The sequence below is a fragment of the Streptomyces yerevanensis genome (assembly GCF_000716805.1).
GTDB lineage: Bacteria > Actinomycetota > Actinomycetes > Streptomycetales > Streptomycetaceae > Streptomyces > Streptomyces flaveus.
In genome coordinates this window covers 1-12,123 of record NZ_JNWJ01000059.1, presented here as the reverse complement: position 1 = coordinate 12,123, position 12,123 = coordinate 1, and the positions used below count along the sequence as shown (strand labels likewise).

Sequence of the window (12,123 nt, the reverse complement as noted above, 5' to 3'; positions counted from 1 at the left end):
CCCTGCAGAACTGGGCGGATCAGCACAACGCGCACACCGTTCAACCCGAGCGCACCCGCGCCTCCGGAGTAAAGACCGGTCCGTGGGGCGGCTCCCCTACCGCCCTACGGACCTTTCATGACATACGGGGTGAACAGTAACCAGTGTTCACCCCGTACCCCTTGTCGTACTCCTGGTCGCTGACGCGGGCGGGACCAACCCGGATACGGAGAAACCCGTGCCACACAAGCCACAGCGAGACCGCGTCGGCCATCCCCTGCCCACCGCCCGGCTGGTGCGCGGTGCCGCGCTGGCCGCGAGCCTGGCTCTGCTTCCCCTGGCCACGGCCTGCAGCGGGGGAGAGGACGACGGTTCCGCGGCCAAGAGCAAGCCGTCGAAGACATCCGCGATGTCCGCGGCCCCCGCCGCCGGTGTCGTGGCACCGGCGAAGGTCGAAGTGATCGCGGGCCTGACCGGCTGCAAGGCCAAGATCCGCATCGAGGCGGAGCAACTGCGCCAGGGCCTCTGCCACACGAAGAAGGTCGACTACCTCATCACCACCTTCCCCGAGGAGAAGTACAAAGAGACCTGGCTGGACTCTGCCGCCATCTACGGGGGCAAGTACCTCGTCGGCTCGCGCTGGGTCGTCAGCGCGAAAGAGCCGGAGATGCTGGAGGGGTTCCGCGCCAAGCTCGGCGGGACCGTTCGGGAACTGAGCGGTCTGGGCCCGAACCCGGCCCCGAGCACGTCGTAGCGACAGCGGCGTCCCCGACACCGCACACCCCCCATATGGCGGCCACGGCCGCACGTACGACCCACCTACCTGGAGGCTGCTTCATGCCCACGGCACCGCGCCGGGCCAGGACACCGCTGACCGTCATGCTCCTGGTCGGCGCCGTGCTCGCCCTCCTCCTCGGCGGCGCCGGACCGGCCTTCGCCCACGCCACCCTGACCAGGTCCGAACCGGCCGACACCTCCGTTCTCAAGACGGCCCCGAAGCAGGTCACACTCACCTTCACCGAGACCGTCAGCCTCTCCGACGGCTCGCTGCGCGTGCTGTCGCCGAAGAACGAGCGGGTCGACCGCGGTGCGATCACGCACGTGGGCAGGAAGGGGAATACCGCCCGGGTGCTGCTGCGCGGGAAACTGGCCGAGGGCACGTACACGGTGTCCTGGCGGGTCATCTCCGCGGACAGCCATCAGGTCTCCGGCGCGTTCACCTTCTCCATCGGCGCTCCCTCCGCCACCATCACCGCGCCGTCGACCGAGTCCCCGGACGACACCGCCGCGACCCGCCTCTACGACGTCTTCCGCTACGTCGCCTACGGCGGCCTCGCCCTGCTCATCGGCGTCGTCCTGTTCATCCTCGTGTGCTGGCCCGCCGGCACGGGTCTGCGCCCGCTGCGCAGGCTGCTGCTGACCGGCTGGGTGGCGCTGCTCGCCTCCACCATCGCCCTGCTGCTGCTCCGCGGCCCGTACGAGACCGGCAAGGGTCTTGGCGCGGTGTTCGACGTGACTCTCCTGGGCCGGACCCTCACGGGCAGGTCCGGACTTGCCCTGGGGGTACGGCTGTTGCTGCTCGCCGCGGCGGGCATCCTCGCCATGTGGTGGGCGACCCGGCTCCGCCGAAAGCGCGACAGGACGCGGCAGGGCCCGGCCGCCGACGCCGCCTCACCGGCGAACACGTCGTCCGCCACCCGCGCCGACGCACCCGATCCGCCTGCCGGAGAACGGCAGTTCGGGATCGGGGTCTACGGGGTGGGTGTGCTGTTCGCCGTGGGTCTGGCCCTCACCTGGGCCGTTGCCGAGCACGCCGCCACCGGTATCCAGGTCCCGTTGGCGATCCCCGTCTCCGTGCTGCACCTGCTTGCCATGGCGGTGTGGCTCGGTGGTCTGCTTGCGCTGGCCGTCGCCCTGTTCCGGGCACCTGCCGGCACGGTGATCCCGGCAGCGGCGGTGGCGCGCTTCTCCCGACTGGCGTTCACCGCGGTTGTCGTCCTGGTCGTCACCGGCGTCTATCAGTCCTGGCGGCAGGTCGGCTCCTGGGAGGCTCTGGCCGCCACCGAGTACGGCAGGCTCCTCAATCTCAAGGTTGCCGCTGTGATCCTGGTACTGACCGCGGCGGCGTTCTCCCGTCAGTGGACCGCGCAACTCGGCCACCAGCCGCAACCGCCGGAAACCCTCCCGGCGACTGCCCCTCAGCGCGCCCGCCTGGCACAGGCCGTCGGCGCCGGTGCCTCCACGGGTGGCGGCACAACCGAGGACACGGATGCCGACGGGCCGCCCGCCCCGGCCGACAGCCCCGCCCCCGCCGACTCCCCGTCCGAGTCCGACCGCCACCTGCGTGGCCTGCGCCGGTCTGTCGCCGCCGAGGCCGTCCTCGGCGTGGTGGTCCTGGCGATCACCACGGTGCTCACCGGCACCCAGCCCAGCCGCGCCGCCGTGGAGAGCGCCGCCACGACCGCCGCAGCCCAGGCTCCCAAGGCGAGCGTGGCCGTGGTCCCGTTCGATGTCGGCACACCGAACGGGCACGGCAGAGCGCAGATCACCTTCGCGCCGGGGCAAGTGGGCGACAACACCGTGGAGGCTGTCGTGTACGGGCCCGACGGGGGCCCCTCCTCGGTTCCCGAACTCCGTCTCACTCTGACCCATCGTGCCCAGCGGATCGGCCCGCTGGATGCGAAACTCGCGAACAAGGGTGGCTATTGGGCTACCGATCGCCTGCGGCTTCCCCTGCCCGGCACCTGGACCCTGCGGGTCACGGTGCGCACCACCGACATCGACCAGGTCACCGTCTCCAAGAACGTGACCATCAGGCCGTTGCCGACCTGACCCGCAGTTCGTGGTGAGCACGGGTCAGGAGGTGAGCACGGGTCAGGAACAGGCGTGGGCCGCGATTCCTTCGACGCAGAGTCGACGTATCAGCCACCGGCGGGTTCGTAGGCGCTGATGATGTACAGGGCTTCGTCGTCGATCGCGTCCTTCTCCCAGTCCAGTGAGATCCGTACCGGGTGTCCGTCGGCCGCGTACTCCGCCTTGGCCGTGTCCGCCTGGTCGCGCCGGGCCTGCTTCAGCTCCTCCAACAGCTCGCCGATGGTGGGCACTTCACCGGGCAACCGCTTCACCACCCGCCGGCTGCTCTCGTCGAGGCCGACTGCCTCCGCCACCTTGCCGTCCCGGACTGTCACCCGGAAGGTCCCGAGCAGCGACCTTTCCCCTTCGCTCGACTTCAGCGTGTAGGTGTACGAGGGGGGCTCCTCCCAGGTTGTCTCGCTCTTCGGCTCGGGCCGCTCGGTGGCGCCCGAGGACGCAGGCGTCTCGGTGCCACAGGCGACGGCCGCGCACATCAGTCCACCGATCAGTACGGCAGCGGAGACAGAGCGGGCACGGGAGCGTACGGCAGTCATGGCGGCCCCTTCGAATACGGCTACTGCTATGACGCCGATCGGCCCGCGGACGTTCGCCGGGGCATGCGGTGTTGGCGTCCGTGCGTCCGGGGGGCGGAAGCCGCTCCGCCCCCCGGGAGACGGCAGGCACGGGTCAGCTCTGCGACGCCGCGGTGCGCCGCTTCACCAGCCACCACGCACCGCCGCCCAGGACGAGCAGCGCCACGACGACCCCGCCGATGACCAGGCCCGCCGAGCTGCCCTCGTCCTCCTCTGAGGCCTTGGCGTCGGTATCGGACCCCGTGGCCGCGACATCCGACTCCGTTGCCGACGGGTTCGGGCTGGGCGTCGCACTTTCACCGGGGTCGGCGCTGGGGCTGGGGTCGGCCGGCTTGGCGCCCGGGGCCGCGGCCTTCAACTTCAGGACCGGTGCCGGCTGTTCGGGCTCCTCGCCGCCGCTGGGCAGTTCGATCCAGCGGGAGACTTCGCCGTCGCCGTAGGTCTCGACGGTCTTGAATGCGAGCTCCTTCGCGTCCGGCAGCTGCCGGATCTTGATCTTGTGCTCGGCGTCGACGCCGGCCTTCAGGGCGGGGCCGCCGACGGTGTACCCGTCGCTGGTGGCCTTCAGCTTCCAGCCCTTGGGCGCTTCGTCGAGCGTGACGTCACCGGGAGCGATGCCCTCGGGCAGTACGACGCGCAGCTCGGTGAAGCCGGCGGTGTCGGACTCGGCCTCGGAGACGAAGTCGAGGGTGGCGTTCTCGGCCAGGGCCTGGGGCTTGTCGGCCTCGACCTCCGCGTGCGCGGCGGCCGGTGCGGCCAGGGTGAGCGTGGCAGTCAGCGCGGCGGCACCGGCGAGAGCGATGCGGCGACCGGCATGGGCCGCCAGATGGGTGGACATGGACACAGGGAACTCCTTGCTGGTACGGGAAGGACCGTCCCGCGGATGCCGGGACCGGTGACGGAGCGCAAGTACTCCCGCCGCGGTGGCCCCCTGCGCACCACCGAGTGCTCCAGTACGTCGTCCCATGCTTGGGGCGCTCCCTCGAAGGAAGCGCCCGGCCGGTCGGGCAGCGTGAACATCCCCCGGCCGGTGTCGTACACCGGTCGCGGCAGCACCTGGGCCAGAGCGGTCGCGGCCGCTCTGGCGAGCGTGCGGAGTGTGCCGAGCGCGGTCGTCATCCGCGCGTCCGCCCGGTGCAGCAGCCAGGCCACGACCAGCGCGGCGGCCGCGTGCACGGTCGTCATCGCCGCCCCGGAGTGATGCCAGGCGTGACCGTCCCCCGCGGCGGCAGCGAGATGCCCGGCGTGCATGGGGTGCCCCGGCACCGCCGCCTGCGTGTCGCCGTCCGCGAAGGACAGCACCAGATGCAGCAGCCCCTGCACCGCCAGCGTGACCACCACGGTCACGGCCGGCGCGTAGCGGCGGCGCGCCAGCGGCCAGACCGCCACGAACTGGGCCACAGTTGCCGCGCCCACCAGCCGCCAGGGCACCGTGCCTTCGGCGATCGCGTGGTGACCGAAGGTCGCGAGCACGGTGCCGAGCACGGCGAACAGGCCGGTCCGCGCGCACGTTCCCGCGCGGCTGGCCCGGCCTGTTCCGGCACATCCCTCGTGCCCGGTCACGTGATCACGCGGCACGGTCGCCCGTCGTCTCTACCGGTCGACGGCCGTTCTGGCAACAGCCGTGCGACGCCGTACGGTCAGTTGCGCGCACTGAGCGCCTTGGCGAGCCGGTCCGGTGCCCGGGTGGAGAGGTAGAGGTACGGAGTGGGGTCGTCGGGGTCGAGGATCTCGACGCGCACCGCGGTGGGGATGAAGCCGCGCATCACCGTGAAGGCCCGCAGATCGGCCTTGTACGTCCGCCAGGCCCTGGCCTCCTCGCCGACGAGGACCTCCGCCTGCCCCAGCGCGATCAGCGGGATGCGGGCGTCCGCCGCGAACAGGATGTCCGAGGTGATCCGGATGCGCGCCGATCCCTGGGCACTGACGAAGAGTCCGCCGAGGCAGGTGCCGGTGACCAGCGCGATGAGCGCGGCGATCAGCCCGTAGGGCAGGAAGACCAGCGCCAGGGAGAAGCCGAACAGGGCGGCGATGGCCCACCAGGATCCGGGAGCGGTCGGGCGTTCGTCGTAGAGGAGCGGGCTGGGAGAGGTCACTGGCGTTCACCTTGTCGTGTACGTCGGGTCGGACGGGGCTGTTCACACCGGCAGGAAGGCGCCGGCGCCTGCGTGAACAAGCGCTCCTGGTCGATCGGGTACTGCATGGTGCTGCCTCCGCACTCCGTCAGTCGGACAGCCGGTTGTCGATGACGGCCTTGAACGCCTCGTAGGAGCCGGGGGTCTGGATCATGGTTCCGTCGACGAAGAAGGTCGGGGTGCCTTGAACGCCCAGCCCGAGGCCGTCGCGCTGGTCGTCCTGGACGCGTCCGGCCGTCTGCGGATCGGTGAAATCGGCGTCGAACTTCTTCATGTCCAGGCCGAGTTGCCTGGCGTAGCCGCGGAAGACGGACTCCTTCCACTCCTGCGACTCGCCCCACTCCTTCTGGGTGGTGAAGAGCTTGGTGTACATCTCCTCGAACTTGCCCTGCCGGGCGGCGGCTTCGGCGGCGCGTGCGGCCGGCTCGGCGTTGCGGTGGCCGGGCATGGGGAAGTAGCGGGCGACGAAGGTGACCCGGTCGCCGTACTCCGCGCGCAGCTTCTCCACCACCGGGTACATCGCCCCGCACGTCTCGCACTCGAAGTCCAGGAACTCCACGATGGTGAGCTCGCTCTTCTTCGGGTCGGTGAGGCGGTGGCTGGTGTCGCGGACCGGCAGGGCCTCGGCGGCGGGCTGCACGTTCACGCCGCCGGCGTCGCGGTCGTCGGGGGAGAACAGCAGGAAGGCGCCGAGGGCGGCGGCGAACGCGGCGACGAGCGCCGCGGCGACGATGAGGTGCTTCTTGAGCTTCTTCACGATTCCTCGGTGGGGGCGGAGTTGGTGGTGCGGGCGGGCTGCCGGTCGCGGGCGTGCAGGCTCGCCAGATAGGCGTTGTAGGCGGCCAGCGGGTCGTTCTCGTCGCCGCGGTCGATCTTCCGGTCGACGCGGCGGGCCTCGCGCTGGTCGGAGCGGACCCACTGGATGGCCAGGATGATCGTGGTGATCAGGACGGGGATGTCGCCGGTGGCCCAGGCGATGGCCCCGGCGTCGTACTGGTCGTCCAACGGATACTCGACCCAGGGCCGGTCGAGCGCGGACCACCAGCCCTCGCCGATCAGCGCGGTCGAGCTCATCAGCGAGATGCTGAACCAGGAGTGGAACGGCATCGTCAGGATCAGCACGAACAGACGGCCCAGATGGGGCGGCCGGTGCGGTCCGGGGTCGATGCCGATGACGACCCAGAAGAACAGCAGTCCGACGGCCAGGAAATGCACCAGCATGAACATGTGGCCCAGATGACTGCGCATCAGGGTTTCGAAGAGCGAGCTGTAGTAGACGACGAAGGCGCTGCCGATGAACAGCACGCTCGCCACCACCGGATGCGAGACCATCCTGACGTAGCGGCTGTGCAGCAGCTTCATCAGCATCTCCCGCGGCCCGTCCGGTTCCCCCTTCGGCGCGGCGGGCAGGGCCCGCAGGGCGAGCGTGGCGGGCGCGCCCAGCACGAGCAGGATCGGCACCGTCATCGCGAGGATCATGTGCTGGCCCATGTGCACGCTGAACAGCACCTTGCCGTACACCGCCAGCCCGCTCATGGTCGCCAGCACAGTCACCATTAGGCCCAGCAGCCATGAAATGGTGCGCCCGACCGGCCATTTGTCGCCCCGGGCGCGCAACTTCAGTACGCCCGCCAGGTACAGCAGGGCGGCGGCCGCGGTGCCGAACGCGAACAGCGGGTCGAAGTGCCACTGGGTGAACAGCGGCGTCCACGGGAAGTCGCCGAGCGGTGGTGGCATGCCGAAGCCCAGCAGTTCCTCCGTGGGCGAGAGCGCGGCGTCGGCAGTGCCGGGCGCAGGGGTGCGCGACAAGCCGACCGCGAGGCCGATGGCCGCCGCCATGAGCAGGAGTTCACCGGCGGCGAGCCGGACGAACCCGCGCCACTTGCCGTCCTTGAGGGCGGACAGCGTGCGGCGGCGGTGCCACCAGCCGATGCCGCCCAGAGCGGCGAGCGCCACCGCCTTGGCGAGCAGCATCATGCCGTACCGGGTGGCGAACACATCGGCCAAGGACGGGAGCCGGACCGCGGCGTTGACGATCCCGCTGGCCGCAACCGCGAGCAGTGCCCACGCGGCGAGCGGGCTGAAGCGCCGTACCGCGTCCGGCGCCTCGCCCTCGCGGCGCGTGGCGACGATCAGGACGAAGATCAGGCCGCCCACCCACACAGCCACGCCCAGCAGATGCAGGGCGAGGCTGGTGACCGCGGCGTCGTGGTTGCCCGCCGCCGAGGAGTGCCCGGTGAACGCGGGCGGCAGCAGCCCGGCGAGCGCGGTCAGCAGCGCCAGGCGGGCCCAACGAGCCGTGCCGATGCCCACGCACAGCGTCGCGATCACGCCCGCGGCGGCCACCATCAGGGCGTACGAGCGGCCCTGGGCGTCCGTGCTGACGAAGTCCGCGAGTACGGCAGGGGATGCGACCTCGCCGACCGGCTGGGCGAACAGGTCCGAGAGCGTGAACACCAGGGCGGCGGCCGACGCTGCGGCCCACAACGCAGATGCTGCGGCAGCCCAGTTGAGGTAGCGCAGCTGGGTCGGACCGAGCCTCTTGCCGCCCGGCAGCAGCACCACGACCAGCACGAGCGCGCCGACCGTGGCCACGGCGGCGGCGTCCGCGACCGTACGGGACACCGGCAGACCCCAGGCGGTCATCGCACCGGCATCCGCAATCCCCGGGATCTCCGCCGCCGCGTCGCCACCGGCCCACACCACGACGGCGGTCACGGCGACGGCGACGCCGACCGACGCAGCCAGCACGAGAGACAGCTGCGGCATCCGCCGGGGTTTGGTTGCCTCAGCGGCCATGACCGGCTCGCCTCCGCCGTGACACGAACGCACCGATGGCTGCCACGGCAAGCGCACCGGCCGCGACGAGGATGCGGACAACTACGCCGGAGGACTCCTCGTCGCCCTGGTCCGTCACGGACTCCCGGGCCGCGCGGGGAGCCGCCCGGCCGACTGACTCCGTCGTACTCGGCGACGGGCTGGGGCTGCCCGTCTCCTTGACGGTGAAGGTGTACGAGCCCGAGACGGGGTGGCCGTCGGCGGACACGACCCGGTATCCCACCGTGTAGCGACCGGCCGGTGCGGCGGTGTCCAGCGGGAGCGTGACCGTCTTGCCCGTGATCTGCGGCTCGGCTGTCGCGGCCGAGGCGCCGTCCGGGCCGGTGACGGCGACCTTGGCGTACTTCTGGGTCATCGCGTCGCTGAAGGACAGCGTGACGCGCGGGGGCAGTCCGGCGAGCGTGGCATCGGCGCCGGGACTGCTGGTGTCGAGTTCGGTGTGGGCCGCGGCCTGCGGGGCCGGGCCGGCCAGGATCGCCAGGGCGGCGGCGGGTGCGACGAGGGTACGTGCCGCCGTGTGGGCGGCACGCCGATGGATGGCGTTCATGGTGCGGGACTCTCTGTGTCCCCCGGCGGGGTGCCTGCCGGGACGAAGGGGACCGGCCGCCGGGCGGTCATCCCCGCGTCGTGCCCGTCAGGGCAGGCAGGGGCCGCCGATCGGCATCGGCCGGACAAGGCTGAAAGGAGCGCGACCGTGGCGCGGGGGAGCCCTGCCCCCGTGCAGCCGCACCAGCAGCGCCGACATCAGCGGCGCGGTGCTCTCGGGGGCCGCGACCTGCGGACCGGTGCCGTGACGACCGCTCAACAGCGGCCACAGGAACAGCAGCAGGTGGCGTACGGCCGCCAGCAGCGGCCTGCTGTGCCACAACAGCCGCTCGGTGATGCCCAGCAGATGGGCGGCCGGCAGCAGCGTGACCAGGTGCCCGGCCAGTACGGCTCCGGGTGAGGGCCCGGCGACCACATCGTGCTCGACCAGCCGGGACAGGCCGCCGACGGAGCCGTCCTGATCCGCCACCGCCGCGCAGGCTCCGGGCAGGGAGTAGGCGGCGTGGTAGGCCAGCTGCGCGGCCGCGAGTACGGCCAGCACCTGGGCGTCCGTCAGCCGATGCCGCGTCAACACCGCCGCGCCGGGCACCGCCACCGCGGCCAGTCCGGCCACGATGATCCACCGGGGAGCATGGCACTGCACCAGCACATGTCCGGCCAGCGGCAACAGCACGCACAGCACCGCCAGCACTCCGGCCCGCAGCCCGCGCAGCCCGCGCAGCACGCCGGACGCCGGGGAGGCGGAGCCTCGCGGGCTGAGCGGACGCATCAGGTTCGGGCCTTCGAAAAGCCCCGCCCGGGATCGGGCGGGAGAGCGGATGGGCGGGCTGCGGGGCTGGAGTCCCCGTGGCGCCCTGGCAGCGTACCCACCTCACCGCCCGCTGGTTCATCGGAGGGCCGCACTCGCGACAGGGCTGCTTCGAAGCTGCTCAAGATCAGAAAGATTCCCCAGGTCAAAGGCCTGTTAACAGTCATGACAACGGTCACCGGTGCAGCCTTTGCCCATTCGGTTCGAGGCGTGTTTCCCTGACCCGGAAGACACCGGAAACGGGGAGGACACGATCATGAGCGGTCACAGTCACAACCACGGCGTCGGCAGCCACGCGGCAGGCCGGCACCGGTGGCGGCTGGCGGTGTCCTTCGCTCTGATCGGCTCCTACTTCCTGGTCGAGCTGGCCTATGGACTGCTGTCGGGCTCGCTGGCCCTGCTGTCGGACGCCGGGCACATGGCCGCCGATGTGGTGGCGCTGGGCGCGGCCCTGGTGGCGACCCGTATCGCCACCCGTTCCGATCCCACCGGCCGTCGCACCTACGGCTCCTACCGGGCGGAGGTGTTCGCCTCCCTGCTGTCGGTGCTGCTGATGCTCGGCGTCGCGGTGTACGTGGTCGTCGAGGCGATCGGCCGGATCGGCGCCGACGCGGAGGTGTCGTCCGGTCCGATGCTCGTCGTCGGGGCGATCGGCCTGGTGGTGAACCTGGTGGCGCTGTTCCTGCTGCGTTCGGGGGCGGCCGAGAGTCTGAACGTGAAGGGCGCCTACCTGGAGGTTGTTGCCGACACCGCGGGCTCGGTCGGGGTGATCGTGGCCGGCTGGCTGGTGGCCGCGACCGGGCAGCCCGTCTGGGACACCGTGGTGGCTCTCGCCATCGGCGTCTTCGTGGCCGTGCGGGCCATCGCTCTGGGGCGGGAGGTCCTGGCGGTTCTCGGGCAGCAGGCGCCGGCAGGCATGGAACCGGCTGCCGTGGCCGACGATCTGGCAACCGTCGACGGCGTACGAGAGGTGCACGACCTGCACCTGTGGACACTGACCTCCGGCATGCACGTGGCCACCGCCCACCTGGTCACCGACGACCACACAGATGGCCACACCGTGCTGGACCGGGCCGGCGATCTGCTGCGCGAGCGCCACGGTGTCGCTCACGCGACCTTGCAGGTCGAACCGGTCAGGCACGTCGGTTGCGACAAGCTCGGCTGGTAGGGCCCCGCGGAGGGCTTGCCCCGCCCTGGCCCGCTTCGGCCGCGCGCTCGCCGACCCGATCCGCTGCCGCATCCTGCTCGCACTCCGGGAGGCCCCCGCGCACCCGGCCGACCGGCTGGAGATCTCCCGCACCCGGCTGTCGAACCACCTCGCCTGCCTGCGCGACTGCGGCATCGTCATCGCCTCCCTCGCCGCGCTCGTCATCGCCATCGAACTGCAGGTACGCGTGGTCGAGGAGCCGTACCTCAGGCAGGCTCACGGTGCTGCCTACCTCGACTACGCCACCGCAGCGGGCCGCTTCATCCCCGCCATCGGACGGCTGCGGAGCATGGCCGCGCAGGCCGACTCGTAACTCCAGGCGGGAGGGAGCGCCCCGGTGGCCAGGACAGGCGTCCCGGCCACCGGCCCTTACGGACGGCGTCATCAGCGAGGCGCCGAGCCGCGCTCCTTGAGCATGTCGGCCATGAGCCTCATCTCCGACTGCTGGCCCTCGACCATCCTCTGGGCCAATTGCCGCTCCGTGAGGACCTCGCACTGCTCGGCGCAGGCGCGGGCCATGGTGACGCCGCCCATGTGGTGGTCGGTCAGCAACTGAAGGTAGAGGATCTCGGCGTCCTCGCCCTGGGCCTTGCTGAGCTGGTCGAGTTCGGCATCCGTGGCCATACCGGGCATGAGGGAGCCGTCCTTCGACTGGTGGCCCATGTGGCCGGCATCCTTCATCCAGGCCATGTAGCCGTCGGTGGACGTCTTCGGCAGGCCCCACAGGTCGAGCCAGCCGAGCAGCATGCCGCGCTGGTTGGCCTGGGTCTGCGCGATGTCGTACGCGAGGCGGCGTACGTCCTCGTCGTCGGTGCGGTCGCGGATGATGAAGGACATCTCGACGGCCTGCTGGTGGTGGACGGCCATGTCGCGGGCGAAGCCCGCGTCGGCGGAGGCGGCGGTGGGCACGTCGGACGTGCCCTCGGCGCCGGGAGCGGCCGCCGGCCAGAACACCAGGACGAGGGCGACCAGAACCGCCGCGGCGGCGACGGCCCATGGGACGGGGGAGGGTTTGCGGGCGGGTGCGTCGTCGGAATCCGTCACGTCCGGTTCCGTCACAGTCGTTTGACGTCTCTCCCGGCTGAAGCCGGGAGATTCCCGCCTGGCCGCCGTTGTTGAGCGACGGCCTTCGGGTGGTTCCTGTTTCATCACCCACCGCCCGGC

General features: G+C 71.3%; 13 protein-coding genes. 4 read left to right on the top strand and 9 right to left on the bottom strand.

Annotated features, from left to right (window positions below; all coding sequences use genetic code 11):
- Positions 1–217: 217 nt before the first annotated feature.
- Together OP79_RS39215 and OP79_RS39210 are read left to right on the top strand one after the other, a co-directional pair.
- Positions 218–733: a hypothetical protein gene (locus OP79_RS39215; RefSeq protein ID WP_245685602.1), complete on the top strand. Its 516-nt coding sequence runs from the start codon at positions 218–220 to the stop codon at positions 731–733.
- 83 nt (positions 734–816) lie between these two features.
- Positions 817–2,811 (top strand): copper resistance CopC/CopD family protein, encoded by a 1,995-nt coding sequence (locus tag OP79_RS39210; RefSeq protein ID WP_245685601.1) that lies wholly within the window; start codon positions 817–819, stop codon positions 2,809–2,811.
- 89 nt (positions 2,812–2,900) lie between these two features.
- Here the strand turns inward: OP79_RS39210 and OP79_RS39205 are convergent, their stop codons facing one another.
- The 8 genes from OP79_RS39205 to OP79_RS39170 all read right to left on the bottom strand — a co-directional run bounded on the left by OP79_RS39205 (position 2,901) and on the right by OP79_RS39170 (position 9,713).
- A complete protein-coding gene (locus OP79_RS39205) occupies positions 2,901–3,386 on the bottom strand; it encodes a DUF6174 domain-containing protein (RefSeq protein WP_033327462.1) in 486 nt (161 codons plus the stop codon).
- Positions 3,387–3,519: 133 nt separating this feature from the next.
- Entirely contained in the window at positions 3,520–4,263 is a 744-nt protein-coding gene (locus tag OP79_RS39200; RefSeq protein WP_033327460.1) for a DUF1775 domain-containing protein, read from the bottom strand.
- Positions 4,200–4,988, bottom strand: coding sequence for a hypothetical protein (locus tag OP79_RS54505; protein WP_157857438.1), 789 nt, complete (start codon positions 4,986–4,988; stop codon positions 4,200–4,202). Before OP79_RS54505 ends, OP79_RS39200 begins: the two co-directional genes overlap by 64 nt.
- 77 nt (positions 4,989–5,065) lie before the next feature.
- Positions 5,066–5,521: a DUF3093 domain-containing protein gene (locus OP79_RS39190; protein ID WP_033327458.1), complete on the bottom strand. Its 456-nt coding sequence runs from the start codon at positions 5,519–5,521 to the stop codon at positions 5,066–5,068.
- 127 nt (positions 5,522–5,648) lie between these two features.
- Complete coding sequence (locus tag OP79_RS39185) at positions 5,649–6,317, bottom strand: DsbA family protein (protein WP_033327456.1); 669 nt, start codon at positions 6,315–6,317, stop codon at positions 5,649–5,651.
- Complete coding sequence (locus OP79_RS39180) at positions 6,314–8,359, bottom strand: bifunctional copper resistance protein CopD/cytochrome c oxidase assembly protein (protein WP_051745316.1); 2,046 nt, start codon at positions 8,357–8,359, stop codon at positions 6,314–6,316. Before OP79_RS39180 ends, OP79_RS39185 begins: the two co-directional genes overlap by 4 nt.
- Entirely contained in the window at positions 8,349–8,945 is a 597-nt protein-coding gene (locus OP79_RS39175; RefSeq protein WP_033327454.1) for a copper resistance CopC family protein, read from the bottom strand. Before OP79_RS39175 ends, OP79_RS39180 begins: the two co-directional genes overlap by 11 nt.
- A gap of 87 nt (positions 8,946–9,032) precedes the next feature.
- Positions 9,033–9,713 carry a hypothetical protein gene (locus OP79_RS39170; RefSeq protein WP_033327452.1) on the bottom strand — a complete coding sequence of 227 codons (681 nt, stop codon included), beginning with the start codon at positions 9,711–9,713 and terminating at the stop codon, positions 9,033–9,035.
- Positions 9,714–10,008: 295 nt separating this feature from the next.
- On the opposite strand from OP79_RS39170, the gene OP79_RS39165 reads away from it, so the two are divergent.
- A complete protein-coding gene (locus tag OP79_RS39165; RefSeq protein ID WP_033327450.1) occupies positions 10,009–10,920 on the top strand; it encodes a cation diffusion facilitator family transporter in 912 nt (303 codons plus the stop codon).
- A gap of 25 nt (positions 10,921–10,945) precedes the next feature.
- On the top strand, positions 10,946–11,272 hold the full coding sequence (locus OP79_RS57440) for an ArsR family transcriptional regulator (RefSeq protein WP_169786243.1): 327 nt from the start codon (positions 10,946–10,948) through the stop codon (positions 11,270–11,272).
- Between the two features lie 71 nt (positions 11,273–11,343).
- Here the strand turns inward: OP79_RS57440 and OP79_RS39155 are convergent, their stop codons facing one another.
- Positions 11,344–12,003, bottom strand: a complete 660-nt coding sequence (locus tag OP79_RS39155; RefSeq protein ID WP_051745314.1) for a DUF305 domain-containing protein — start codon at positions 12,001–12,003, stop codon at positions 11,344–11,346.
- Positions 12,004–12,123: the final 120 nt, after the last annotated feature.